Origin of the sequence: Sphingopyxis sp. QXT-31, assembly GCF_001984035.1 — a bacterium.
GTDB lineage: Bacteria > Pseudomonadota > Alphaproteobacteria > Sphingomonadales > Sphingomonadaceae > Sphingopyxis.
Window position 1 is genome coordinate 368,342 of record NZ_CP019449.1, and the last position, 25,562, is coordinate 393,903.

20 protein-coding genes are annotated in these 25,562 nt (G+C 66.2%); 13 read left to right on the forward strand and 7 right to left on the reverse strand.

Annotation, left to right across the window (positions count from 1 at the left end):
* The first annotated feature begins 51 nt into the window (after nucleotides 1-51).
* From BWQ93_RS01860 to BWQ93_RS01905, 12 genes are all read left to right on the forward strand, one after another.
* Nucleotides 52-696 carry an antitoxin of toxin-antitoxin stability system gene (locus BWQ93_RS01860; RefSeq protein WP_077029038.1) on the forward strand — a complete coding sequence of 215 codons (645 nt, stop codon included), beginning with the start codon at nucleotides 52-54 and terminating at the stop codon, nucleotides 694-696.
* A gap of 92 nt (nucleotides 697-788) precedes the next feature.
* Entirely contained in the window at nucleotides 789-5,144 is a 4,356-nt protein-coding gene (locus tag BWQ93_RS01865; RefSeq protein ID WP_077029039.1) for a strawberry notch-like NTP hydrolase domain-containing protein, read from the forward strand.
* An 11-nt stretch (nucleotides 5,145-5,155) separates the two neighbouring features.
* Nucleotides 5,156-6,190, forward strand: coding sequence for a DUF7146 domain-containing protein (locus BWQ93_RS01870; protein WP_077029040.1), 1,035 nt, complete (start codon nucleotides 5,156-5,158; stop codon nucleotides 6,188-6,190).
* A 309-nt stretch (nucleotides 6,191-6,499) separates the two neighbouring features.
* Nucleotides 6,500-7,435 carry a DUF2493 domain-containing protein gene (locus tag BWQ93_RS01875; RefSeq protein ID WP_077029041.1) on the forward strand — a complete coding sequence of 312 codons (936 nt, stop codon included), beginning with the start codon at nucleotides 6,500-6,502 and terminating at the stop codon, nucleotides 7,433-7,435.
* Nucleotides 7,436-7,671: 236 nt separating this feature from the next.
* Nucleotides 7,672-8,406, forward strand: a complete 735-nt coding sequence (locus BWQ93_RS01880; protein ID WP_077029042.1) for a helix-turn-helix transcriptional regulator — start codon at nucleotides 7,672-7,674, stop codon at nucleotides 8,404-8,406.
* A 91-nt stretch (nucleotides 8,407-8,497) separates the two neighbouring features.
* On the forward strand, nucleotides 8,498-9,112 hold the full coding sequence (locus tag BWQ93_RS01885; RefSeq protein WP_077032142.1) for an acyl-homoserine-lactone synthase: 615 nt from the start codon (nucleotides 8,498-8,500) through the stop codon (nucleotides 9,110-9,112).
* A gap of 10 nt (nucleotides 9,113-9,122) precedes the next feature.
* On the forward strand, nucleotides 9,123-10,046 hold the full coding sequence (locus BWQ93_RS01890; RefSeq protein ID WP_443029357.1) for a phytanoyl-CoA dioxygenase family protein: 924 nt from the start codon (nucleotides 9,123-9,125) through the stop codon (nucleotides 10,044-10,046).
* A complete protein-coding gene (locus BWQ93_RS01895) occupies nucleotides 10,043-10,666 on the forward strand; it encodes a GntR family transcriptional regulator (protein ID WP_083720496.1) in 624 nt (207 codons plus the stop codon). Before BWQ93_RS01890 ends, BWQ93_RS01895 begins: the two co-directional genes overlap by 4 nt.
* 97 nt (nucleotides 10,667-10,763) lie before the next feature.
* Complete coding sequence (locus BWQ93_RS21355; RefSeq protein WP_257787756.1) at nucleotides 10,764-10,886, forward strand: hypothetical protein; 123 nt, start codon at nucleotides 10,764-10,766, stop codon at nucleotides 10,884-10,886.
* A gap of 48 nt (nucleotides 10,887-10,934) precedes the next feature.
* Nucleotides 10,935-11,081, forward strand: coding sequence for a hypothetical protein (locus tag BWQ93_RS20605; protein ID WP_156878091.1), 147 nt, complete (start codon nucleotides 10,935-10,937; stop codon nucleotides 11,079-11,081).
* Between the two features lie 48 nt (nucleotides 11,082-11,129).
* Nucleotides 11,130-11,786: a lasso peptide biosynthesis B2 protein gene (locus BWQ93_RS01900; RefSeq protein ID WP_083720498.1), complete on the forward strand. Its 657-nt coding sequence runs from the start codon at nucleotides 11,130-11,132 to the stop codon at nucleotides 11,784-11,786.
* Entirely contained in the window at nucleotides 11,783-13,486 is a 1,704-nt protein-coding gene (locus BWQ93_RS01905) for an asparagine synthase-related protein (protein WP_077029045.1), read from the forward strand. Before BWQ93_RS01900 ends, BWQ93_RS01905 begins: the two co-directional genes overlap by 4 nt.
* On the opposite strand, the gene BWQ93_RS01910 is transcribed toward BWQ93_RS01905, so the two are convergent.
* From BWQ93_RS01910 to BWQ93_RS01925, 4 genes are all read right to left on the reverse strand, one after another.
* The gene (locus BWQ93_RS01910) at nucleotides 13,387-15,372 is read right to left on the reverse strand and encodes an Atxe2 family lasso peptide isopeptidase (protein ID WP_077029046.1); all 1,986 of its coding nucleotides are present in this window, start codon (nucleotides 15,370-15,372) and stop codon (nucleotides 13,387-13,389) included. The two genes, BWQ93_RS01905 and BWQ93_RS01910, sit on opposite strands and share 100 nt — an antisense overlap.
* A complete protein-coding gene (locus BWQ93_RS01915; RefSeq protein ID WP_077029047.1) occupies nucleotides 15,366-18,308 on the reverse strand; it encodes a TonB-dependent receptor in 2,943 nt (980 codons plus the stop codon). Before BWQ93_RS01915 ends, BWQ93_RS01910 begins: the two co-directional genes overlap by 7 nt.
* An 84-nt stretch (nucleotides 18,309-18,392) precedes the next feature.
* Nucleotides 18,393-19,310: a FecR family protein gene (locus BWQ93_RS01920; RefSeq protein WP_077029048.1), complete on the reverse strand. Its 918-nt coding sequence runs from the start codon at nucleotides 19,308-19,310 to the stop codon at nucleotides 18,393-18,395.
* A complete protein-coding gene (locus BWQ93_RS01925) occupies nucleotides 19,307-19,888 on the reverse strand; it encodes an RNA polymerase sigma factor (protein ID WP_077029049.1) in 582 nt (193 codons plus the stop codon). The genes BWQ93_RS01920 and BWQ93_RS01925 overlap by 4 nt, the downstream gene beginning before the upstream one ends.
* Nucleotides 19,889-20,261: 373 nt before the next feature.
* Between BWQ93_RS01925 and gntA the strand changes: the two genes are divergently transcribed.
* Nucleotides 20,262-20,948, forward strand: coding sequence for a guanitoxin biosynthesis heme-dependent pre-guanitoxin N-hydroxylase GntA (gene gntA / locus BWQ93_RS01930; protein ID WP_077029050.1), 687 nt, complete (start codon nucleotides 20,262-20,264; stop codon nucleotides 20,946-20,948).
* Nucleotides 20,949-20,963: 15 nt separating this feature from the next.
* On the opposite strand, the gene BWQ93_RS01935 is transcribed toward gntA, so the two are convergent.
* Genes BWQ93_RS01935 through cphA form a run of 3 tightly spaced genes read right to left on the reverse strand, consistent with a single transcriptional unit; the run spans nucleotide 20,964 to nucleotide 25,330 of the window.
* A complete protein-coding gene (locus BWQ93_RS01935) occupies nucleotides 20,964-21,755 on the reverse strand; it encodes a cyanophycinase (RefSeq protein WP_077029051.1) in 792 nt (263 codons plus the stop codon).
* Nucleotides 21,745-22,608, reverse strand: a complete 864-nt coding sequence (locus tag BWQ93_RS01940) for an isoaspartyl peptidase/L-asparaginase family protein (protein WP_077029052.1) — start codon at nucleotides 22,606-22,608, stop codon at nucleotides 21,745-21,747. The genes BWQ93_RS01935 and BWQ93_RS01940 overlap by 11 nt, the downstream gene beginning before the upstream one ends.
* Nucleotides 22,601-25,330 carry a cyanophycin synthetase gene (gene cphA / locus BWQ93_RS01945; RefSeq protein WP_156878092.1) on the reverse strand — a complete coding sequence of 910 codons (2,730 nt, stop codon included), beginning with the start codon at nucleotides 25,328-25,330 and terminating at the stop codon, nucleotides 22,601-22,603. The genes BWQ93_RS01940 and cphA overlap by 8 nt, the downstream gene beginning before the upstream one ends.
* Nucleotides 25,331-25,562: the final 232 nt, after the last annotated feature.

Sequence of the window (25,562 nt, forward strand, 5' to 3'; positions counted from 1 at the left end):
CCAACTTGGCCCGGCCCATGCGCCGGGCCTTTTTCATTTTTGGAGGCTGCCATGCCCGAAATTATCGAAACAACCGTCTATCAGATTGGCGAGCTGTCGGACGAAGCCCGCGAGAAAGCGCGGGGATGGTACCGCCAGGGCGGGTTCGACTATGACTGGTGGGAATTCGTCTACGACGATTTCGAGCGCATCTGCACTATGCTCGGGGTCGAACTGCATACGCGGCCTGTCCGCCTCTATGGTGGCGGAACGCGGCGAAAGCCGAGCATCTGGTTCTCGGGCTTCTGGAGCCAGGGCGACGGCGCCTGCTTCGAGGGCAACTATAGCTACGCGAAGGGCTCGTCCGCCGCGATCCGCGCCTATGCCCCCACGGATGAGGAGCTTCATCGGATCGCCGATGCGCTCGCCGACATCCAATGGCGCAATTTCTTCCAGCTGCGCGCATGCGCGACGCATCGCGGCCGATACTATCACGAATATTGCATGGCGATCTCGGTCGAGCGTGACAGCCCGGTCTATCAGGAGATGACCGCGGCCGCCGAGGATGATGTGACCGAGGCGCTCCGTGATCTCGCGCGCTGGCTCTATCGGCGACTCGAGGAGGAGTTTGACGGCTTGAACGCCGACGAGGCCGTCGACGAGGCGATCGCCGCCAATGAATATAGCTTCACCGCGGAGGGCAGTCGCTTCGGCTGAGAGCAAGAGAGGGGCCGGGAAGGGGGAACGGCCCGGGTCCGAGAGAGAGCGGCGGGCGGTTCGTCCCTTCCTTCTCTCTCGAGGACTTACCGATGCGAAACATTCTTCCCGAGGCGGCGCCGGGCGCCGCCGCGTCCTCCGGTGCGGCGGTTCCAGCGAGCGCCGCTGAACGGATCATCGCCGCTGCCGAGCTCATGCAGCCGCTGCTGGAGGCCGGAGCGCCTTTCGACACCAGCCAGCTCCGCGAGGCGATGGTCGGCGCCTTCGGCTCGGGCGACGCGGAAGGAGCCTGGGACTGGAAGACCGCTTATGACGCGTGCGAGGTCGCGCAGGTGATGCTGCTGCGCCGCTATGGCGGCGCCTTGGCGGTCCGCAGCCGGTCCGACCAGAGCCGCCTCGCTATGTGGCAGCGGCTCGCGAGCCGCATCCCGACCCAGACGCGCCGCTCCGAAGAGGGGCAATCGTTCCAGCAATTTTCGACGCCGCTGCCGCTCGCCTTCGTCGCCGCGCGCGCGGCGTCGATTTCATCGGGCAACGTCGTGCTCGAGCCGTCCGCCGGCACGGGGATGCTGGCGATCCATGCCGAGCTTGCCGGTGCCGGGCTATTGCTCAACGAGTATGCGGACGCACGGGCCGACATTCTCGGCCTCGTTTTTCCTTCCGCTGCGGTGACCCGCCACGACGCGGCCTCGATCGACGATCGTCTCGGCGCCGGCGTGGTGCCCGATGTGGTGCTCATGAACCCGCCCTTTTCGGCGGCGGCCAATGTCGACAGGCCCATGCGCGATGTTGCGCTCCGCCATGTCGCCTCCGCGCTTGCGCGGCTCCGCGACGGCGGCCGGCTCGTGGCGATTGTCGGTGCGAACTGCTCGCCCGAGGCCTCGGCTTTCCGGTCCCGCTTCGAGCGCCTGCAGGAGCAGGGGACTTTGCTCTTCTCTGCCGCCGTTGCGGGCAAAGTCTATGCGAAGCATGGGACGACCACCGCAACTCGCCTGCTTGTCATCGACAAGATTGCGGTGAAGGATCCGACTTGCTTCATTGCCAGCCGCGGCGAGGCCCCCGATGCCGAGACGCTGCTGCAGTGGGTCGAAGATGAGCTTCCGCCGCGCTCGGGGCCGCCGACGGGCGCACAGCCCATTGTCGTACCGCAGATCGCGGCCTCCCGCGTTGGTCAGCGCCAGCGCGGTGCCGGACGTGGCGACCCGGCGGCCGCGTACATTGGCGGCACGGTCGATGAACTCGACTATGAGCTCGTCGACTGGACATCACCCGAGGGTCAGCTCGCCGACAGCATCTATGAGCCCTATGCGCTCCAGTCGCTCCGGATCCCGCTCGCCCGTCCGCATCCGACGGCACTCGTCCAGTCGGCGGCGATGGCGTCGGTTGCGCCGCCCAAACCTTCATATCGCCCGCATCTGCCCTCGCCGCTGATCGCCGAATGCATATTGTCGGACGCGCAACTCGAATCCGTCATCTATGCGGGCGAGGCGCATCAGGGGCACCTATCGGGAGCATGGAACGTCGACGACGACTGGGACAGCGTCGGCGCGGCCAGCGACGATGCTGAGGCGGCGGTCCACTTCCGGCGCGGCTGGTTCCTGGGAGACGGCACCGGCGCGGGCAAGGGGCGGCAGGTCGCCGGGATCATTCTCGACAATTGGCTGAAGGGTCGCCGGCGCGCGCTGTGGATTTCGAAGTCGGACAAATTGCTCGAGGACGCGCAGCGCGACTGGTCGGCGCTCGGCCAGGAGAAATTGCTCGTCACGCCGCTCTCGCGTTTCAAGCAGGGCACGCCGGTCAAGCTCGGCGAAGGCATCCTCTTCACCACCTATGCGACGCTTCGGTCGCAGGGGCGCGAGGGCAAGGCGAGCCGGATCGAGCAGGTCGTCGAGTGGCTCGGCCGCGATTTCGACGGCGTCATCATCTTCGACGAGGCGCACGCCATGGCCAATGCGGCGGGCGGCAAGGGCGAGCGCGGCGACCAGAAGCCCTCGCAGCAGGGGCGGGCCGGGCTTCGCCTGCAGCATGCGCTCCCCGATGCGCGTATCGTCTATGTGTCGGCGACCGGCGCGACGACGGTGCAGAACCTCGCTTACGCGCAGCGTCTCGGGCTCTGGGGCGGCACCGACTTCCCCTTCGCGACGCGCTCCGAATTCGTCGCGGCGATCGAGGAGGGCGGCGTTGCTGCGATGGAGGTGCTCGCGCGCGACCTGAAAGCGCTCGGTCTCTATGCCGCGCGATCGCTGTCCTTCGATGGAGTGGAATATGAGTTGCTCGAACATGCGCTGACCGAGGAGCAGCGCCGCATCTACGACAGCTATGCCGGCGCCTTCCAGGTCATCCACAACAATCTCGATGCTGCGATGGAGGCTGCTGGCGTGACAAGCAGCGAGCATGGGACGCTAAACGCGCAGGCGAAGTCGGCGGCGCGATCGGCGTTCGAGAGCACCAAGCAGCGCTTCTTCAACCATCTCATCACCGCGATGCAGACGCCGAGCGTCGTCGCGAGCATCAAGCGCGACCTCGACGAGGGCCATGCCGCCGTTGTCCAGATCGTCTCGACCGGCGAGGCGCTGCAGGAACGGCGGCTCGCCGAGATCCCGGCGGAGGAGTTCGACGATGTGTCGCTCGACATCACGCCGCGCGAATATGTGCTCGACTATCTCCAGCACAGCTTTCCTGTGCAGCTGTTCGAGCCCTGCACGGATGGCGAGGGCAATCTCTCGTCGCGCCCCGCCTATGACGGCGACGGCAATCCGATCGTCAATCGTGAGGCGGTCCGACGCCGCGATGCAATGATCGAGAAGCTTGCATCGCTGCCGCCGGTGCCGGGGGCCCTCGACCAGATCGTCCAGCATTTCGGGGCCGAGGCGGTCGCAGAAGTCACGGGGCGGTCGCGGCGGATCATTCCGAAGACAAATGGTGACGGGTCGGTGCGCTTCGCGGTGCAGAACCGACCTGGCAGCGCCAATATCGGCGAGACGCATGCCTTCATGGACGATGCCAAGCAGATCCTCATTTTTTCCGAGGCCGGCGGGACGGGGCGCTCCTATCATGCCGACCTCGGAGCGAAGAACCAGCGCCGCCGCATCCACTATCTGCTCGAGGCGGGCTGGAAGGCCGATGCTGCGATCCAGGGGTTCGGACGCACCAATCGCACCAATCAGAAGCAGCCGCCGATGTTCCGGCCGGTCTCGACCGACGTGAAGGCGCAGAAGCGCTTCATCTCGACGATCGCCCGGCGTCTCGACTCCATGGGGGCGATCACGCGCGGCCAGCGGCAGACCGGCGGGCAGAATATGTTCCGGCCCGAGGACAATCTGGAATCGCATTATGCGCGCGACAGCCTGCGTCAGCTCTATGTCCTCGTCGCCGACGGCAAGGTCGATGGCTGTTCGCTCACGGCCTTCGAGAGCGCGACCGGCCTGTCGCTGTTGGATGCCGACGGCGGGCTCCGCGACGAGCTGCCGCCGATCACGACCTTCCTCAACCGCATGCTCGCGCTCACCATCGACCTCCAGAACATCCTCTTCGAGGCCTTCGAAGGTTTGTTGGTGGCGCGGATCGAGGCGGCGGTGGCGTCGGGGAACTACGAAATCGGGCTCGAGACCCTGCGCGCCGCGAGCTTCGTCGTCGATGCGCGGCAGACGATCTACACCCATCCCGGCACAGGCGCTGCGACCGAATTGCTGACGGTGAGCCGCAAGGACCGGGTGACGCCGATGTCGATCGACGAGGCGCGAGCGCTCGCCGGGGCGCGCGAGGGCGCGCTCGTGGTCAATGCGCGCTCGGGCCGCGCGGCCGTCCGTCTTCGTGCGCGGAGCCTCTTCGACGATGACGGCGAAATTCATCGCCGCATCCGGCTGCAGCGACCGCTCGAGAAGCTGCACATGCTCGAAGCCGATTATCTGACGTCGCATTGGGAGACGGTCGATGCTGGACGCTTTGCCGAGGCCTGGAACGCCGAGGTCGCCGAGCTTCCCGAGTTTGAAGCCTCGACGATGCATATCGTCACCGGTCTGCTGCTCCCGATCTGGGGACGCCTGCCGAAGGAATCGTCGCGCGTGTACCGGCTTCAGACCGATGCCGGCGAGCGGGTTATCGGGCGCAAAGTGTCGGCAGCCTGGGCGGCGGCGGTGACCGGCGTCGCCGAGGTCAAGCTCGCGCCGTCCGATGCCTGGCGCATGCTGCTCGCGGGCGAGGCGGGCCTCGAGCTCGCCGAGGGGCAGGCACTGAAGCGGGTACGGTCGATGAACGATTGGCGGATCGAGCTCTCGGGGTTCAACGATCTTGGCGTCGAGCGCCTCAAATCGATGGGCTTGATCTCCGAGATCGTCTCGTGGAAATTGAAGCTCTACGTGCCGGCAGGGGCTGCTGGCGCCGATGTGTTCGAACGCCTGGTCGATCGATTTCCGATTGTGCGGGTTCTCGAGCGCAAGGCCGCCTGAAGGAGCCCCGCATGACCAGCACAGCCGCCGATATCGCACGCCGCCTCGCCGACAATGCCGAGGCCGTGTGCCGCCGCTATCTCTCCAACGGCCGCCGCGAAGGCCATTATTGGATGGTCGGTGACATAAGGAACAGTCCCGGCCGCAGCCTCTATGTCCGTTTGTCGGCGCGCGGCGAAGGCGGCGGGGCGGCGGGAAAGTGGACCGATGCCGCGAGCGGCGATCATGGCGATCTCCTCGACGTCATCGCCGCAAGCTGCGGGCATATGGGCTTTCGAGAGACGCTCGACGAGGCACGGCATTTCCTCAGCCTGCCGATGCCGGATCCATCGCCCCCGGGGCCGAAAGCGAAGAAGACCGCGCAGGGATCGCGGGAGGCGGCGCGGCGCCTATGGGCGGGGTCGAGGCCGATGGCGGGCACGCTGGTTCGCTTCTATCTAAATGCTCGCAAGATCATCGACCTCAGGGCCGGGGATCCGCTCCGCTTTCATCCGCATTGCTTCTATCGACCTTCCGGGGAAGACGAGCCCGGCGGCCCGCCGGCATGGCCCGCCATGATCGCCGCGGTCACGAGTGAGGATGGCCGCGTCACCGGCGTTCATCGAACGTGGCTCGATCCGGCGACGACGGACAAGGCGCCCGTCGCCTATCCCCGGCGCGCCATCGGGTTTCTGCTCGGTCACGGTGTGCGCTTCGGACCGGCGGCGCCCATTATGGCCGCGGGGGAAGGGATCGAGACTTTGCTGTCGCTCCGCGAGCCGATGACGGCGATGTCGATGATCGCCGGGCTTTCCGCCGCGCATCTCGCGGCGATCGAATTTCCAAGTGCGCTGCGCCGCCTCTATGTCGCCCGCGATGACGATCCCGCCGGTGCCGGCGCCCTCGCTACGCTGACCGAGCGCGGCGCCGGCGCCGGTATCGAGGTCGTGCCGCTCGAGCCGGAGCGCGGCGACTTCAACGCCGATCTCGTACTTCTCGGCCGCGATTGTCTTGCGCGGTCGCTGTCGCGTCAACTCCATCCATCGGACCGTCATCGCTTTCTCTGACGATCGCTAGTCGGCCGGAAAGGGAAGCAGGTGGCGAGAGCGGGAACGGCCGTGGTGTCCCGGTAATGCCGCGCTCCGGCCTTCGCAGAGGGCGACTGCGGCAGACGGACCGGCATCGCAATGGCGGCGTTCGCGGCAATTTTCCGCCGGGGCCTTGGGGCCCCTTTGCATCGCGAAGCAAAATTGCCGCGCGCTCGCCATCCTCCGCTGCGCTTCGGCCCCGCCCCTTGGGCGGGGTGCGGTCCCGTGCCGCCTGCCGCTGCCTGTCGCCGCGAAGGCCGCGCGGGGCGCGGTCACAGGAGACCCGAAATGACCGATGCCAGCGACGATCCCGACACCAATGCTGCCGAACCCGGCTCGACCGCCTATCTCCTGCAGGAGATGCAGCTCTTCGGCTACCGGCCCTATGAGGACGAACCCGATCCGCGGCCTTTGCCCGACGCGCAGCTAGCCGGCGGCGCGATCGCCGACATGTTCGATGGGCTCGCCGCTTGTCTCATCGAAACGCGTATCGAGCCCGACCTCGAGGACCTGTTGTGGAACCTCGTCAATCTTTTCCACCGTGCCGGCGAGCGCATCGAACGCACCCTCGACGACAATGAGCAGCTCCAGCGGCGGCTGCAGCGCGAGCAGGATGGCAGCGAAATCCGTTCGGTGGAACTCGAGCGCGCTACCCGCGAGGGCATCTCGCTGATCGAAAGGCGCGATGCCATGGAATTCTTTCGCGAAGCGTCCGCTGAACAATTCCGCCTGCTCGTCCGCAAGGCCTGGGCACCGCGAGCGGGATCGCGCGTCCGGCACCAGACGTTGACCGCCTCGCTGATCGACAGCCGCGACTTTCTCGACGCCAAACTTCGCGAACGCGCGGCCGCCTTGCTACCTGCGGGCACCCGCATCGCTTTCACCGGCGGCAGCGATGTCGGCGAGCATCGGGCGATCTGGGATGTGCTCGATCGGACGCGCGAACGGCATCCCGACATGATCCTGCTTCACGGCGCGACGCCAACGGGCGCCGAGCGGGCCGCAGCCTGCTGGGCCGAAGCGCGCGGCGTCGCGCAGGTCGCCTTCCGGCCCGAATGGAACCGCCACGGCAAGGCCGCCCCCTTCAAACGCAACGATCGCCTTCTCGAGGCGCTTCCGGTCGGTCTCATAGTGTTTCCGGGAACCGGAATTCAGGACAATCTTGCCGACAAGGCGATCAAAGCGGGCATTCCGCTCTGGGATTTCCGAAAGCGAGGCGGCTGATGTGACGATTTTGCGTCTGTTTCGACAGATTGCCTCAATATGGTTCTATCTTCTGAATATACTTGGAAAATATGGAGTTAGCCCGCACTTTCAGATTCTCCCACGATCGCGTCGACCAGCAGCGATCGATCGCGAGCGGGTCGCCCGGCTTTGTAAGGGGGCAGGGCCATCCGCACTGACGAGGGGCACGCGGACCGGATCGGTCGGAAACGCCGGTCGGCGCGCCATGGGTCGCAATGCCAACGATCGACGCCGCGCACGCGTTTGCGCTCGACGTCACTCGGGTGAAGGACAAGGCGGGTCTCGCCGACCTGCTGCAGGAGGCTTGCCGTTTGATGGGCTGCTCCTGGTTCGCGCTCAGCCATCATGTCGATTTTCTCGCCGCACCCGACCGCGGCGTGCGGGTCCACAACTACCCCGAGGAGTGGGCGCATTGGTTCGACGAGCAACGGCTCGGCGTGACCGATCCTGTTCACCGCGAGAGCCAGCGGAATATGTCGGGGTTTCTTTGGCACAATATGAAGCCTGATCGCCCCGAGGACGAAATGATCCTTGCCGCGGCGCAGCGCCACGGCATCGGCGACGGTCTCACCGTTCCGGCGCATCTCCCCGGACATGCGCATGGATCGGTGTCCTTCGCCTGGAAGCCAGGAGTGTTAGCCAGCGCGGATGCTCTGCAGTTCGCCCGGATGATCGGCGGCCCGGCCTTCGACGCGGCGCGTTTGATCGCCTACCCCGACCTCGCGCACATCGGGCCGAGGCTTACCCGTCGGCAGCGGGAAGTGCTGATCTGGTCGGCAAAGGGCGAAAGCGTCCGAAGGATTGGATTGAGGCTCGGCCTCAGTCCCGACACGGTACGCGAGCATCTACGGAACGCCCGGCAGCGCTATGAGGCGAACGGCGGCATCATGCTCACCGTACGCGCGCTCTACGATGGCGATATCAGCTTCGAGGACATCGCCAAGCGCTGAGAAAAATCACTGACACCCCCCTATCATGCTATGGTGCGGCGGCAAAAAGCCCTTCAATTGGAACGCCTCGTTTTCAAACGGAGGCAAATCCATGCTGCTTATTGTCGATTCCACCAACCGGGCGCTCGAGCATAAGGCGATGCGCACGATGTTCGAGGCGCGCAAACGCGTGTTCATCGATCTTCTGAAATGGGATATCCCCGCGCTCGCTGATCGGTTCGAACTCGACCATTTCGACGATGTCGACGCGACCTACCTGATCGTGACCGATACGGAAGGGGAGCATCTCGCTTCCGCGCGGCTGCTCCTCACGACCCGGCCCGCGTTGCTCGACAGTCTCTTTCCAGGTCTGGTTGCCGGCGACGTGCCGCAAGGGGCGGAGATTCTCGAAATCACGCGCTTCTGCCTGTCGCCGGGCATCGGCGCTCGCCAGCGGCGGGTCGCGCGCGACGTGCTGCTGGTCGGCCTTGTCGAGTTCGCGCTCGCCAATGATGTTACCACATACACCGGCGTCGCCGAGCTCCCCTGGTTCCGCCAGATTCAGACCTTCGGCTGGAATTGCTGCGCGCTCGGCGAGCCAGCGCTTCACCGCGGGCAGGCACTTGTCGCCCTCCGCATCGACGTCGATGCTTCGACGTTGGTGAAGCTCTCCGACGCCGGGATCGTCAGCAAGGCGGTGGCGGCCTCGTCCGCCTGCGCAGCTTGAGGAGGGTGCGATGATGATCAATCCCGCCGCGCTCGACGCCTCTGCTCCCCGATCCGCCGCCGGTCGCGAGCTCATGGACCAAGGCTATACGATATTGAGAAACGCGGCTTCGCCGTCGCTGATCGGTGCCGTCGCCGAAGACCTCGAGCCCCGCTATGCCTCCACGCCTTTTTGCGAGGGCGGCTTCTACGGCGAGCGCACGAAGCGTTTTGGCCGGCTCCTGATCCGCTCGCCGCACATGGCCGACTTGGTGATGAACTCTGAGATCCTCGGCCTTGCCGAACTTGCGCTCGGGAACTGGTGCGACCGGATCCAGCTCAATCTAGCCCAGGCGATCGAGCTGCACCCCGGCGCGCTCGCGCAGTTTCCGCACAGGGACCAAGATATGTGGGCGGGCGCGCTTGGCGAGGTCGAGTTCCTCATCAACGTGATGTGGCCGCTTACCGCCTTTACGTTGGAGAATGGCGGAACGATCATCTGGCCGCGCAGCCACGGCGTCGAAGCGCTGGTCGAGGAGCCGAAGGAAGCGCCGATCGTTGCGGAAGCCGAACCCGGCGATGCGATCGTCTTCCTCGGATCGACGCTGCACGGGGCCGGTGCGAACAACAGCGGCGCCGTCCGGCGCGGTATCATCGTCAGCTACTGCCTTGGCTGGCTCAAACCCTATGAGAACATGTGGCTGGCCTATCCGCCCGAGATCGCGCGCGGCTTTCCGCCCGATCTGGCGGCGCTCGCAGGCTATGCGCAGCACCGGCCCAATCTCGGAAATTTCGAGGGACAATGCCCTTCGATCCTGTTTGGCGGCTACCCCGACGATCCCATCGCTGCGGTCGATGCGCTACGGCCCGACCAGCAATCGCTTCTTGCCGACTATGTCGCCGCGCAGCGGCCGGAACAGGAAGGCGGGCGCGGGGGTGGGGCGCTGGCGGCATGAGCCCCGGCGCGACAATGGAGCGGGTCTATCTGGACCTGAAGGCGCGCATCTTGTCGGGCGCCTATCCGCCGGGCACCCGTCTAGAGCCCGCGCAGCTTTCGAAAACGCTCGCCTCAAGCGCCACCCCGGTCCGCGACGCCCTCTATCGTCTGTCGGGCGAGCGGATCATCGAGAGCTGGCATCAGGAGGGGTTCCGCCAGCCCCTCCTCAGCGAAGCGGACCTTGTCGATCTTTACGGCTGGGCCGGCGCGCTCCTCTCGATGGCGCTCAAAGGTCGATCGCCGCGGCCGGATTTGCCCGGTGGCCTGGTCGAGCTTGCGACGCACGACTCATATCCGGACACGATCGAAAGCCTCTTCAGGGCCATCGGGATCGGCAGCTCGAATGGCGAACTACGCGCGGCGATCGTCAATATTGTCGAGCGAAGCATGATAATCCGCGCATTGGAGGCTCGCATCGATGCTTCCGCAGTGGATGCTCTGGCGGCGATGGTCGAGGATTATCGCTTCGGCCGCTGGAGCGCATTGCGCAGCAAAATCACGCGCTTCCATCGCCGGCGGGCAGGTTTTGCCGGGCGGGTCGCAGCCGAGATCCGTAAGCGGTCGGAGCCGCTCAGATAATATTCGGACAATATGTGTCGTATAAAATTCCTATACCAACGCGCCGCCTTAGCTTCCGAGGTGCCGCAATTCCGCGGCATTTTGGAAGGAAGCGATCATGGACCGCGAAACCAACGATCTGGTCGAGCTCGGCAGCGTCAGCGACGACACCGCCGGCGACGTCGGCCTCGGCGCCGAAACCAGCGGCAAGTTCAAGCCGCTCGGCCTCAGCGCTGAATGACCGGGAGCCGGGGGTCGGCGCCGCCGGCTCCCGGCACGCGGCCTCCCTATGATCCAGCACAAGGAAGAGATGATGGAACGCGAAGAAAGCAGCCTCGTCGAGCTCGGCACCGTCAGCGCGGACACCGCGGGCGACTGGGGCCCTCCGTTCGAGCCCGCCGGCCGCATGATCCGTCCGGCGATCGAGCAGGACTGAGCGGGTGTCGGGAGCGGCGGTTCGCCGCTCCCGAACCTGCGAGACGATATGATGGGATGGCAGCTCGGACCCGGTGTCGGCTTTTGCCAGGTGGCCGGCGATCCTGTTTTCCTCGATCTCGCGCGCGACAAATATTTCGCGCTGCGGGGGCAAGACCGCGCGGCGTTCGAACGGCTGCGTCGGGGTGAGCCGAATGACAGTGACGCCATGACCCGGCTCGTCGCGACCGGCTTGATTGCGCGATGTGACAGCGCGACCAGTCTCGAGCCTTCGCAGGCAGCCGTGCCCTTGGGGGACCTTGCGTCGCATGAAGACAGTCGCTTCGGCTGGCCCATGGCCCTTCGGGCGGCCCTTGCGCTTCGCTGGGCCCGCCGCGCCATGCAGCCTTCCGAAATCGCCGCGACTGTCGGCAAACTGGCGCAGGCGAAGCGGCGGCTCGGTGTTGCGGGGGACGAAGGCGCGGTCGTCGACATCGCCCGGCGCTACGCCGCCTGCCGCTGGCTGGTTCCCGTCCGGACACGCTGCCTCGTCGATGCGTTGGCGCTCGATCACCTTCTTTTGAAGCGGAGGCTGGCGACAACCCTGGTGTTCGGCGTTCGGCTAGATCCTTTCGCGGCCCACTGCTGGCTCCAGACCCCTGACACGGTCCTCACCGGGACGTCGGCCGAAGCCCGCAATTATACGCCAATCCTCGTCGTCCGATGAAGCGCGCGCTGCTTGCCTATCTTGGCCATGAAGGCGCGGCCGGGGCGGTTGCGGCCGTCGCCGCACGCCTGGAATTGCGCGGGCTTTTCGAAGGACCGGGTCTGCACCTGTTCGCGGGGGACCGGGTCGCGCACCGGGTCATGCCCGATGGCGCAATCCTGCTGGGCGACATCTTCTCGGCCACCGGTGCCGCCTGTCATTCGCCATTGGATGGCTGGGGCAGTTTTCTTGCGTTCGGCCGCGAAGGGAGAGGGTGGCGGATCGACCGCGCGCCGCTGACCGGACTGCCGCTCTACTGGATGCGGTGGCGCGGCGGAACCCTTTGCGCCTCGCGTCTCGAACCGCTGATCGGTCTGGTCGATGCCCCCCGCATCGACTGGGATTTCGCCGCACAGGCGCTGGTCTACAGCAATTTGCGAACCGAGCGCACGGGCATCGTGGGGTTGCGCGAACTGCAGCCAGGCATGCGGCTCTTATGGGACGGCGATGAGCCGCGAACGGACATGCTTTGGTCGCCATGGGAACATGTCGGCAAAGTCAGATCGGCCGGTGTTGCCGAGCTCGCGCCCGAGCTCGAAACACGACTCATTGGAGCCACGCGGTCGTGGAGCAGCGCCCGCTCGAACATCATGCTGGAGCTCTCGGGCGGTCTCGATTCCTCGATCGTCGCCGCGGCGCTGGCAGGCGCGGGCGCCGATTTTACCGCCGTGAACTTCGTAACCCAAGGTGCGGACGGCGACGAGCGGCCCTATGCGCAGGCCGTCGCCAGCCATTGCGGCATCGAGCTGATCGAAGCCGAACTTACTTCCTCGGACCTCGATCTGGTGGCCGCGCCCGCGATTGTCGGCCCCAGGCCGGGAGCCTATGCCGTGCTTCGCGGCATCGATCATGCGTTCGAGAGGGCCGTGGGGGGACGCGATGTGTCCGTGTTCGGGGGCATCGGCGGCGACAACATATTCTCGTTCGACGGGTCCGTCTTGCCCTTCCTCGATGCCGCGCGGACCTACGGTCTCGGGCGCCGTGCCTTCGAGGTCCTGCGCGATGTCGCGCGCGGCGGCGGAGCCACGCTATGGGATGCCAGTCGTCTCGCGTGGCAGGCATGGCGGCGCGGACCGCGCGATGGCTGGCGCCGCGAAACCGAATTTGTCCGTCAGGAAGCGATCCCCTCGTCCCCGTTCGCACATCCGTGGGATGAGGGCGCGCGCGAGCATGCGCAGGCCAAGCGCAACCATGTCGAGGCCATGCGCCGGATCCTCGATTTCGTCGATCGGCCGCTGCGCTGGGCCGACCGCGACGTTGTCGCGCCGCTACTGTCGCAGCCTGTCGTCGAATATTGCCTGTCGGTGCCGAGCTGGACCTGGATCGAGGGCGGCCGCGACCGCGCGGTGGCACGAGCGGCCTTTGCCCGCCGCCTTCCTCCCGAAGTCGTCTGGCGGCGCGGAAAGGGGCGGATCGAATCGCTGGCAACCCGCGCCTATCTGCGGCAGCGGTCGGAGATCCGCGACCTGCTGCTGGAGGGGCGGCTTGCCGCGCAAGGGTTACTCGATCGCGTCGCGGTCGAGGACTATCTGGCGCGCGACCTCGCCGACGGCGATTTTCTCTATTTTCGCTTGCTCGAAATCGCCGACGTCGAGCTTTGGGTGCGATCGGTGGAAGGCCTTGGATGGGCAGGGGCCAGCTTCGACCAGCGCGCATATTGAGCCGCCTTTGTCGGATCGGGATCGACCTTATCCTTGAGCCAATAGAGGAACCAGTCGAGATTGCGCTGATAGACGGCGAGCTTCTGTCGCGGCTCGAACTTGATATGCGGTGCCAGCGGAAAGACGTGCAACTCACCCATTTTCGCAGTCGCGAGCTTGCTTTGCAGCTCGATCGTTTGCCGGGCCTCGCTCTCCGGCAATTGCATCAGGATAGGGGCCCGGATCCGGTCGACCATCGCGGCGGGTGACATATGTTTCCATCGGTCCGGATCGGTGTCAGGCGATCCGAGCCCCCAGTTGCGACGGAGATTGTCCGCGAACATCTTGCGGCTCGGCCGTTCGTTGAACCAGTAGTAGGCGGGACCAATACTGGTCGAGGCGATCGCGGCCGCTTTGATCAGATTGCTGCGCGTTACGGTCCACATAGTGACCTCGCTTCCGAAGCTTAACCCGCCCATTCCGACCCTCGTCCGGTCGACCAGCCCTTGATCTGCCAGATAGTCGATGGCGGCGCGAACCGCCTCGAGTCCCAGAGTGTAGCGTGCTTCGGAGGAATCGGCACTCGGCAGCACGTTGATGCAGAGTGTCGCAATACCCTTCGCGGCCATCGCGCGGAGCGGATATTCATCGCCGAGACCGCCGCGCAAATAACCCGGGCAGCGATAATAGGTGATGAAGAGCGGCAGCCGCCCGGGGATCTTCGGGCGGATCAGGATGCCCGACGCACGGCTGCCGCTCACCTGCCAGGCGATGGTTTCGGCAAGGAGCCCGTCGTCGCTGTCAGGAAACTTGTTTGGGGCGTCGATGACCAGCGTCGTCCCGTCGAGGCCGAGACGCACGAGACGCGGCGCGACCGATGGCGTTGCTTCGACGCAAAACAGGGCCGACGTCGTCGCTGCGCAAGGCGCATCCTCGTCGCGGCCACCCGACAGCAACCCGTCGGTTTGCGCAAGAAACTCTAGCGCGTCTTTCGACGGCGACCAGATATAGATCGCCTCGCGAATGACGCGATCGCGCAAAGTCACGGCTATGCGCCCGCCGGCGAGGGGCAGTATCGCTGCCAGCCGCCGCGATCCTTCCCCGCAACCCAAGATTTTGAAGCAAACGCCGCTCGCCTGGAGCCTGGAACGTAGCGCCGCGGACGGCTCGCCCGTCGGGCGTGGCAGGGGCGGGGGCAACAATGCCCGCTCGTCTTCGGTCGCGGAGCGAGACAGGCCGGTTACCGGATCATCGACGCGGAACAGGCGTCGCCGATCCGCGAGCAGCGGCGCGCGGTCGAACCAGTCGCCGGTGAGCCGCTGCGTGACCGCGCGGCCGTTGACCAGCGCGCCGCGGTAAAGCGGCGCCGCCAGATCGACGCCGCCGTCGACGAGGATGCCGGCTTCGCGTTCTGCATCCTCGGCGCGCGCGATCGCGTCGCGCGATGGTCCTTCGCTTGCCACAATCGATCCGTCGGGCTGGACCACGAAGGCCTCGATGTCGCCGTCGCCGGCGACAACAGACTCGAATCCCGACCCGTCGATCCTGCTGCGCCACAGCGCGATCCGGCCGTCAACGAGCGCGCGAACGATGAGGCTTCGGCTATCCGGAGACCAGGCCGCCTCCCCGGGCATGACGACGCCGACCTCATAGAAGAGTGCGGTGCCGAGGCGGCCGAGCGTGCGGGGCGGTGTCGCCCCGTCCGCTGCGGCGATGTACCAGTCGATCTCGATCCGGTTTGTCGCGGTCGAAGGCCGCTCGACCCGGTACGCGATCCAGCGGCCGTCGGGGGATGTCGTAAGCCCCGAGATATCCGCGACTTCGGCAATCTCCCGCGGCGTCGTCTGGCCGGCTGCGGAAGGCGCCGCAGCCAGCATGGCAAGCAGAAGCGCTTGGCGGCTCACCATCGGATTACCGCCTGGATCGCGACGGTCCGCCCGTAGGGATTGGCCTTTTCGGGATCATAGCCGAGGGCCGAGATGCTGCTTTGAAGCTCGGCGAAGGGCGGGTCGCGGTCGAACAGATTCTGGATGTTCAGCGACAGCGTCAAACCGCGGTCGCTGCCGGCGTCGCCGCCGACCCGCTGCGAGAGGCTGGCATCGACTGTGGTCCATGAGGTCACTCTCGCCGCGGGCAACGCGGTCTGGTTCGTGTAGCGATCGATATAGTTGACGAAGGCATTGGCCGAAAAGCCGCCTTTCGACCAGCCGGCACGGCCGCGCAGGCGCCATTTGGCCGGGCTGGCATAGAGCCCGACGACGTCGACTGAGGGGGCGCCTTCGGTCAGCTGCCGCTTGATCGAGAAGATGTGGGTGCCTGCGATACCTAGATTGAGTGTGCCGCCGGCAAGCTCGGGCGCGTAGCCGAGATCGAAGTCAATCCCGCGCTGCCGTTCAGCCGAGAGGTTGCGGGTCCGTCCGTCGAGGATGGCTGAGATATCGCCGGGCGCGAAGCCGAATGGGTTGAAGAAGAGCGGCGAGTTGAAATAGCCCTGCACCAAACCGGGCGCGGGATTCTCGGTCACCACGCCTGCGAAAGACTCGCGATCGACGAGGAAGCGGAGATAGTCCTCGCTCGCGCTGCCGATCCGGTCGCGATAATCGACGTCATAGTAGGTGAGCGACGCCTTCAATCCGGGGATCGACGGCGGCGCGATGTCGAAACCGGCGGTCCAGGTGGTCGCAGTCTCGGGCTGCACATTGGGCGCATAGCCGAAAAGGCCGATGACATTGGCCACACCCGAAGGCCTTGTCGGATCGGGCACCTGCAAAGTCGTGTAGAAGGCGACCGTCTCGCCGATCAGTTCGGAGAACAGCGGCGCGCGGAACGAGGTGCCATAGGACGCGCGAAGCGCGATCCCGCCGACCGGTTCCCAGCGCAAGCCGAGCTTCGGATTCTCGGTACGGCCGAACTGGTTATAATCCTCGATCCGCCCCGCGAGCGTCAGGTCGAGTTTGCGGAAGCCGGGCACCTCATTGTCGGCGCCGAAGATCGGCACGAGCAGCTCGGCATAGATGGACTTCACGCTGCGCGGACCCGGAAGTCCGAAGAAGGGGGCCGCGTCCGGGGCTGCGAAGCTGATGTCGTTGATCGTGAAATAATCATAGGCCTCGCGCCGATATTCGGCACCGGCGGCAACCCGAACCTCGCCGCCGGGCAGGCGGAACAGCGGGCCGTCGGCGCGCAGCGCCGCCGACCAATTGTCGAAGGTGTCGATCGTCGTGTAGCTGCCGCGAATGCTGTCGATCGTCGCCGGGTTGTTGGCGGTGCCGTCGCCGAACACGTTGAAAGCCGTCGCGGGATTGGTGTCAGCCAGCGCGGCGCGGAGGCGCGCGCTGTTCACGGCATTGTCGAAGCTCGCCCGGCTCCTCTGGCGCCCATAATTGCCGCCGAACTGGACCCGCCAGGCGCCGATCTGCTGTTCGAGAAGAGTCGCGGCCGAAATCGCCCAGACCCGGCCATGATTGATTTGCGATCCGAGGTCCTTGGTGAAGTCATAGGCGACGGAGACGGGCTCGTTCGACCCGATCGGATCGACATAGAATGGGTTGCTGACCGGGACGACCGCAGTGCGGAAGAAATCGGTCTTGCCTTGCTGGCGATAGCGGCGCTCGGCGGCGAGGATATTAGCCCGGAATGTCAGCGTATCGGTGATGTCGACCTCTCCGCTCGCATAGAGGCTGTGGACGCGTTGCCGTGGCACGAGATCGGATGCAGCGCGGTTGTCGTGCCGGTTCTGGACGCCGGCAAGGAGGTCGGACGGGTCGAGCGCCGTTCCATCCTGGCCCGCAGGAATGGCAAAGATGCGTCCGTCGGCGGCAGTGATTGTGCCGGGCGCGGCGAAGAGAGAGCGGTAGTCCCCGCCGCCGAAGGGCCTGAGATCCTCGCGGGCATAGTCGCGCTTCGCTGCGGCGAGCGCCCCGCGCTCGGAAAACTGATAGGCGATCATGACGTGGCCGCCGTCCCAGCTTTTACCGAAAATCTGGCTGAACTGGAGGTCGGTCATGTCGCCATCGGAGGTGCCGGCGCGCAGCAGCGTCTCGGCGCCCTCGAAGCGGTTGCGGAGGCGGAGGTTGACGACCCCGGCGACGGCGTCTGCGCCGTAAATCGCGGAGGCGCCGTCGGTCAGGACCTCGATCCGCTCGACTGCGGTTACGGGGATCAGCGAGATATCTGCGAAGGCGCCGCCAAGCCCGCCGAGCGCTGGGCGGGTCCCGTCGATCAGTACGAGCGTCGACGAATTTCCGAGACCGCGCAGATTGATGCCGCTGCCGTAGGTCGCGTCTGACCCGGCGCCGTTGCGCGTCGTGGCGCCGAGGGTCGTTTCGGTCACGCCGCCCCCCAACGCCTGCGGAAGCGATTGGAGCAGCTGCTGGACGGATCCGTAGCCGCTCTTCTCGATCGCTTCGCGGTCGATGCTCACGACGGGAGAACCGACCGGCCCCGCGCCACGGATCCGCGAGCCGGTGACGACGATCGCTTCACCGCCCTGCGCTTCAGTCGATCCAGCCTCTTCGGCAGCGACGTTTCCCTCGCGGATAACAAGCGCGCCATCAACGAGCTCTGCGACCAAGCCAGTGCCGGAGAGGAGATGTGAGAGAGCGGCGTCGGCCTTATAGCGACCCTGTACGCGTGCGCTGCGCTTGCCCTGGACGACGCTGGACGAGGCGATCACCTCGCGACCGGACGCTCGCGAATAGAGTTGCAGCGCCGTGCCCAAATCTTGCGCGGCGATATTGTAGCTTTGTTGAGTGGGCTGCGCTTGCGCCTGCACGGCGGGAACCTGAATGGCGATTGCCGCGGTGCCCACCGAGAGCATCGCCGCCAGAGACTTGTACTTCATGAAACCTCCCCAAGCGGCCTCCGATGGCCGTCTGGGGGTGCAAAACACCGGGAAGGAGAATTCCCCCCTTTCCGATCGGAAATATTACTTGCGAAGTGTAATCGCGTCGGGACTTTCGGCTGTCTCGAGGCCCAAGGCGGCTGCAAGCTTGCGAGCAAGGCTTGCGCCGTCGGCGACATCGAACCGACCAGTGACAGGGAGCGATGCGAGGGCCGGGTCTGCGAGTTGTATCGGCTTCGCGTTCGCCTTATTGGCGGCATCGATAACCGCACCTAGAGGCAGCCGATCGGCCACGAGCATCGTCGCAGGCTCAGTTGCTTGCACCGGACTGGTCATCGCGGGAATGAGGCGGGGGCCGGTACCTGACACTTCGGCGCTCTCGCCCGGCGCGAGACGGACGGCCTTCGCCGTGCCACCGAGGCGAACCTCGACCGAACCGCGCAACAGCTTGACCTTGGGAACGTCCGACCGCGCGTCGACCTCGAATACAGTGCCGAGGGCCGTCGTTTCCGAGATGCCGGCGACGACGATGAAAGGGCGTGCGCTATCGTGTGCAACATCGAACTTGGCCCGGCCGCCGTGCAGCCGGATGCGGCGCCCGGTCTCGGAGAACTGGGGTTCCGCCCAAGCGCCGTCCATCAACGTAACCGTCGAACCATCGGCGAGGCGGAGCTGACCGGGCAGCATAGGCCCGGTGGCAATTTGCGGCGTTTCGGTCTGCCCGTTCATATGCCAGGCGAAAGCCAAGGCGATGCCGACCGCGGCGATCGTCGCGACCGCCCAGCGCAAGCCGCCGGCAGCATTGCGTTTACTCCCCGCCTTGGCCTCGATTCGGCTGCGCGATCCGGTGCGGGCCAGTGCGACATCATCCTCGGACATAGCAAAGGCTTCGGCATTGCCGGGCTTTGCATACCATCGCTCGAATGCCTCGCGGTCGGCCTCGGTCGGTGTGCCGCGCATCCGCACGGCCCATTCGGCCGCCTCGCGCTCGACGGAGCTCACGGTTGCGCGTCTCGCGCCTTGCGGATCGCTAAACGCGCTTTGACGAGATGTTTTTCCACGGCTTTTTCGCTCATGCTTTTGATTCGCCCGATCTCGGAATAGCTGAGATCGTCGAAAGTTTGCATCAGGAATATATCCCGTGTGGTTGGATTCAGCCTTGCAAGCGCGTCCTCGACCCGCCGCAGCGTGTCGCGGTGCTCAAGCGTTGTGTGCGGGTCGGGACCTGCGACGTCATGGTCCTCGAAACTATGGTGGGCGTGGGTCTGGTTGCGAGCCCCGGAACGAGCCCGGTTCTTTAGGATCGCTCGTGCGGCAGTCGCGACATAGGCCCGCGACGCCTGGAGGAGCCCTGTTCCCGTTCCCTTTGCGCTGAAGAGTCGGCGGAATGTCTCCTGCACGAGGTCGGGCACCTCTTGCGGCGGTACGCTGCGGCGGAAGATCGCGGTCACATAAGGCCGTTCGGCCGCATAGATCGCTTCCGCGCGACCGGCCGCACCAGCACCTTCCCAATCGCCAGGCGGCAGCGGATCGCCCGACGACAGCGCGCGCCGATTTGAGGGGTCGTCTTCGAAATCCATTTGCCATCGCCTACCGGTCGGGCAGGGGCGATCGAGCCGGGCGGTAAGAACATATTCGGAAATATGTGCCGCCGCCTTTAGCCCGAGGGCCTGGACATACGCGTCGGCCACCCGGCAAGGATGGGAAATCACAAGGCCTTCCGAACGAGCCTCTTACAACTCGGCATCGCGCGCCTTCTTGCCCGATGCAGGGCAAGCATAGCTCGCCGTAGCGGCAGGGCAAGCCTGTGTCGCGCAACTTCGTCCAATATGAATCCATCTCCATGCCGGCCGCTTGAAGACAGCGTGCGCGCCGGCGAGGCGATGACGGCGGAATCGACGCAACCCAGGTTAACTTGCTGCAACCGCGGTAAGAGAGGTCGGTTTCAGCAGCATGCTACCACCAACCGACGACAGTTCCCATCCTCTGGCTCAACGCTTCCAGAACTTCATCCGTTCGGCGGATTTTCCGTGCGTCGGAGCGAAGTCGGCGCTGGCGCGAAGCCAGATCCGTTTCGTCGTCGGCCGCGACATGCGCTCGGCATGGGACGATTTGCGCATCTACCCCAATCTCCTCGATCTCGCCTGGAGTTATGCGCGTTCGCCGAGCCTCTTCCATTCGCTCGTGGTGATCTTCGAGGAGGATGGTGGGCTCGACGAGCAAGCGTTCGAGACATTCCTGTGGGAGCGTATCGACTCGCTGAGCCGGAAGGACGACTGGGCAGGCCAGCCGCCAGATCCACGCGTCAGTCACAGCCCCGATGATCCGCACTTCTCGCTGAGCTTCGGCGGCGAGGCCTTTTTCGTCGTCGGCCTCCACCCCCGAGCCAGCCGTCCCGCGCGCCGCTTCGAACGCCCCGCTCTGGTGTTCAACCTCCACGACCAGTTCGAGAAACTGCGCGAGACCGAGGTCTATGAGACGATGCGCGGAAAGATCATCGCACGCGACATCGCCTTGGCCGGAAGCGCGAACCCCATGCTTGCCCGTCACGGCGACGTGTCGGAGGCACGGCAATATTCGGGGCGGGCTGTCGGACCCGATTGGCGGTGTCCCTTCTCCGGACGTAACGCGGCGCCCTGAGCGCCGTTGCGCAGCCTATTTTGCCGGGCGGCGCGGCGCCAGGTCGAAACTCTCCCCATCGCGCAGCGCGTGAAGCGTCGCGCCGTGAAGCGATACGATGCCGCCGGACGAGGCGCCCGCCGCGGCGGAATGGCTCGCCCGCGACGCGTCGACGATCGTGACGCCGCCGCATCCGATCACCCGCGCGGTGCCGGCCTCGATCCGGAGCGCGGTGTCCTCATCGATCCCGATTCCGAGACAGTCGGGACGACGGCTGACCGCGCCGAGAAGCCGCCCGATGCGCCCGCGCTCCGCGAAATGCTGGTCGATGATGCAGTCGGGGATGAGGCCAAGCCCCGGCGCCAGTTCGATGTCGCCGATGCGCGGCGTCTCTTCGCCGCTTCCGCCGACGAGCATCGTCTCTCCCTGCGCCGAGGCTCCCGCCGACGTTCCCGCGATAAGTCCCCCGCGATCGTGGAGCGCGTGAATGGCCGCCTCAATCGGCGTACCTCCGGTCAGGCTCATGAGGCGCGACTGGTCGCCGCCGGTGAAAAAGATACCGTCGGCTTGGTCGATCATCCGTACACGCGCCGGATCCCGGGCTTGATCCCGATCATCGAGGTAAAGCTCGACGAGCCGGCCGATCCCAAGCGGCGCAAAGCCCTCGCAATAGGCCTCGAAATATCCATCGCGCTTCGCGCTGGCGATAGTGGCAATGACGAGCGTGCCTTGGCCCAGCTCAGCAGCGATGGCACCGAGTATCTTGCGGCTGCCATCCTTGTCTTCATGGCCGCCGATCACGAAAAGGGGGCCGCGATTAATGGGCATGGTGATCCTTCCAGACGATGTCGGAAACCGCGGACATTCCCTCGCGGGCGTAGGCGGCGGCGAAATGCGGACTGTTGTGCGCGATTCCGATCGCGCCGTCGCGGTCGAGAAGGATGACGCCCGCCTCGGCTCGGAGGCGCGCCATCGGCTCGAAAATCGTTGTAACCGCCGCGCTGGCGCTCATTGTCTCGAGCGCGCGCATCACGCGCGCGGCAAGCAGCGTCCGTGCGATCGCCTCACCGTCGCCCGAAAGCGACACCGCGCCGATGCCGTCCTCGGCATAGAAGCCGCAGCCGGGAAGCGGTGCGTCGCCGACGCGCCCGGCGAGCGTGCCCGCCAGTCCGCCGGTCGATGTAGCCGCGGCAACATGTCCTGCGCGGTCGCGCGCAACGCAGCCGACCGTATCATGGTCGCTCTCGCCCGCTGTCGCCGGGCGCATGGCTTCCATGGGTTCCGCGATGCCGCTCGCTCGTGCGAACGCCTCGGCGCCGGCACCGACGAGGAGCACGGGCGGCTTCCTAAGCATGGCATGCGCCGCTTCGACGGGATTGTAGAGGAACCGCACGCAAGCAACCGCGCCGACGTCGAGCGTGGCGCCATCCATGATACCCGCGTCCATCTCGACCTCGCCGTCTGCATTCGCCACCGATCCCCGGCCGGCGTTGAACAGCGGATCGTCCTCGAGCAGGCAGACCGCGGTCTTGACCGCCTCGAGCGCGCTGCCGCCGCGCTCCAATATCATCCTGCCGGCTTCCAAGGCTGCCGCGCACCCCTCGCGGCGCGGCGCCTGCAGTGCCGGCGGGATCCGGCACGCTCCGCCGTGGACCGCGATCGCCCAGCGTCCGTCAGCCATGCGCCGCCTCCAGCAACCGGGCGTCCTCAGGACCGGCGCCCGCCGCCCAGGCTTCGACGATCCTCCATATCCCGTCGACGTCGGTCGGCGTGAGCACCACGATATCGCCGGGGCGCGCGGCCGCAAGGCAAGCCGAGGCAGCGTCATACTCACCATCGTGCATACCGATCGCGGCCGCATCGAGCCCCGCTGCGAGGGCGCCCTTGCGCATCAGGGCATTGGCTTCGCCGGGTGGGCGTCCCCTGAGGTCAACATTCTCGCGCAGCATCAGGACGTCGAACATCCCGCCCGAGAGAGCGCCGATATCGACGAGATCGCAATCGCGCCGGTCCCCCGGGATGCCGATCATTCCGATCACACGGGCGTCGCTGTCGCCGCGCATCGAGCTGAGCAACTCGGCGAGCGCGGTGAGCGCGGCGCGGTTATGGGCATAATCGACGACGATCCTTACCCCGTGCGCCTCGGCAAGGCTGAGACGCCCCGGCGAATCCTCGAAGCTTGGGCGAAAGGATGCGAGGGCTGAGGCGATCATACCCGGAGCAATCCCATAGGCGGCGGCCATCGCGGCGGCCGCGGCGGCATTCTCGACATTGAACCGGGCCGTCCCGTTCAGCGTCACCGGAATATTCGCGATGGGAATGATCGGCATGGATTCGCCGCCCCGGTGCAGCATGAGCGTTCCGCGCTCGCCGCTTACCGCCAGTCCGCCACTCTCGAGATGCGCATGGATCGGTGCCAACGCATCCGCTGCAGCTCCGCCGGTGAACCAGACGATCCGTCCGCGGGCTCGGCGTGCCATCCGCACGGTGAGCGGGTCGGCGGCGTTGAGAACGCAGGCGCCGCTCTGCTTGACGTTGCGGGCAACGATCGCTTTGACGCGCGCCAGGTCGGCGAGCGTCTCGATGCCCTTGAGGCCGAGATGGTCGGGCGTGACATTGAGGACTGCCCCCACGTCGCACGCATCGAAGGCGAGCCCCTCGCGCAACATCCCGCCGCGCGCGGTCTCGAGAACTGCCGCTTCGACGCGGGGGTGGCGCAGCAGCATGCGCGCGCTCTTGGGACCGCTCGCGTCGCCCCCGGCGCTGCGGGTCTCGCCGACATAGACGCCCGAGGTGCAGGTGAAGCCGGTGGTGAGGCCATGGTGTTCGAGGATCCGCGCGAGCATGCGCACCGTCGTCGTCTTGCCGTTCGTTCCGGTCACCGCGAAGACGGGTATGCGGCTCTTTTGGCCTTTCGGAAAGAGCGAGGCGATGATCGGCCGCGCAACGTCGCGCGGCGTCCCTTCGGACGGCGCGAGATGCATGCGAAGCCCGGGCGCGGCATTGACTTCGACGATGCCGCCCCCCGACGCACGGACGCTTTGTGCGATATCGGGGACGATCATGTCGATGCCGGCGACGTCGAGTCCGAGCGCGGCGGCGGCGTCGATCGCGATCGCCGCATTTTCGGGGTGAATGACATCGGTGCGGTCGATCGCGCTCCCGCCGGTCGAGAGGTTGGCGGCGCCGCGGAGCGTTATGATCTCGCCTGCCTTGGGCACGCTCGCGAGAGTAAACTTCGCCTCGGCGAGAAAGGCCTCGAGCGCGGCGTCGATGCGGATCCGGGTGAGAACGGCCTCATGCCCGACACCGCGGCGTGGATCGTTGTTAACCGCCTCGATCAGATCCGCGATGCTGTTCCTGCCATCGCCGGCCACATGCGCGGCGACGCGCTCGGCGACCGCGACCACGGCTGTGCCGACGACGAGAATGCGGTGATCGGCTCCAACGAGCTGCTGCTCGACGATGACGCGCGGTGCGATGGCTTGCGCTCGCTCGAAGGCGTCGCGGAGAGCTTCTTGGTCGGCGACGCTCGTCGTGACGCCGCGGCCCTGATTACCGTCGAGCGGTTTGACGACGACGGGCCAGCCGAGCTTTTCCGCAGCGCGTTCCGCCTCGGACACCGTCCGCACGAGTTCGCCGCGCGGTACGGGGATACCGATGCTCGTGAGCATCTCTTTCGCCGCCTGCTTGTTCGCGGCGAGTTCGGCGCCGATCAGCGATGTCGCGCCGGTCACGCTCGCGCGGATGCGGCGCTGGCGGTGGCCGGTGCCGAGCTGGATGAGGCTTGCCTTGTCGAGCCGGAAGACCGGGATATGCCGGCGCCGCGCTTCGGCGACAAGCGCCGCGGTGCTGGGGCCGAGCCCGTTCTTGCGGACGATCGCTCGAAGCGCGCCCACTCTCCTGTCTGTATCGGTCGCTCTGCCGTCCAATTCCGGGGCGATACGATCGAGCCCTTCGGCACCCTGCATCGCAGCCGGAAGCAGCGCGTTCACGAGTTCTATGGCAGCCCGCCCGGCGGCAAGGCCGCTCGGCGCATCGGCGTAGCAGTAGAGAATATCATATTGACCCGGCTTGCCGCGCACCCTGCGCGTCTTGCCCCTCGTGACCGCGGCCCCGGCGCTGGTCTGCAGCTCGATCGCCACATGTTCGATGATATGGCAGAGCCGGGTTCCGTCGGCGAGCCGGCGGAGAAAGCCGCCAGGCGCGCCATAGCTGCAGCCATGGCCCGCGAGGCCGGGAAGCAGCGATTGCAGGGCGTCGCCGAAACCCGGGAGGCGGTCGCTCGGATAATCGTCGAGGATCCCGAGATCGACGCGGATCCGGATCATCGGACGCCGGCTGTAGAGGTTGGGGCCGTTATAGACCGAGCGTTCGAGCACGCGCAGCTGGGCGAAGCTCAATGCCCCGGCCTTGCAGGGGGCACCGACCGGATGCCGCGGTCGAGGGGCGCGGTTCGAGCCGGCGCGCGCGAAAAGATGGGGCCGGAAGGGGAGAGGGGGAAGGGCGGCATGCTTGTCCTTGGGTTGGGTCCTGCAGCTGCCAACGCGAGCGGCTGGGCGCGGTTGCCGGGGTTAACCTGGATCATGGCGATTGTTGCCGGCGGGTCGGCAACTGCACGCGCGGGGGCGCGTT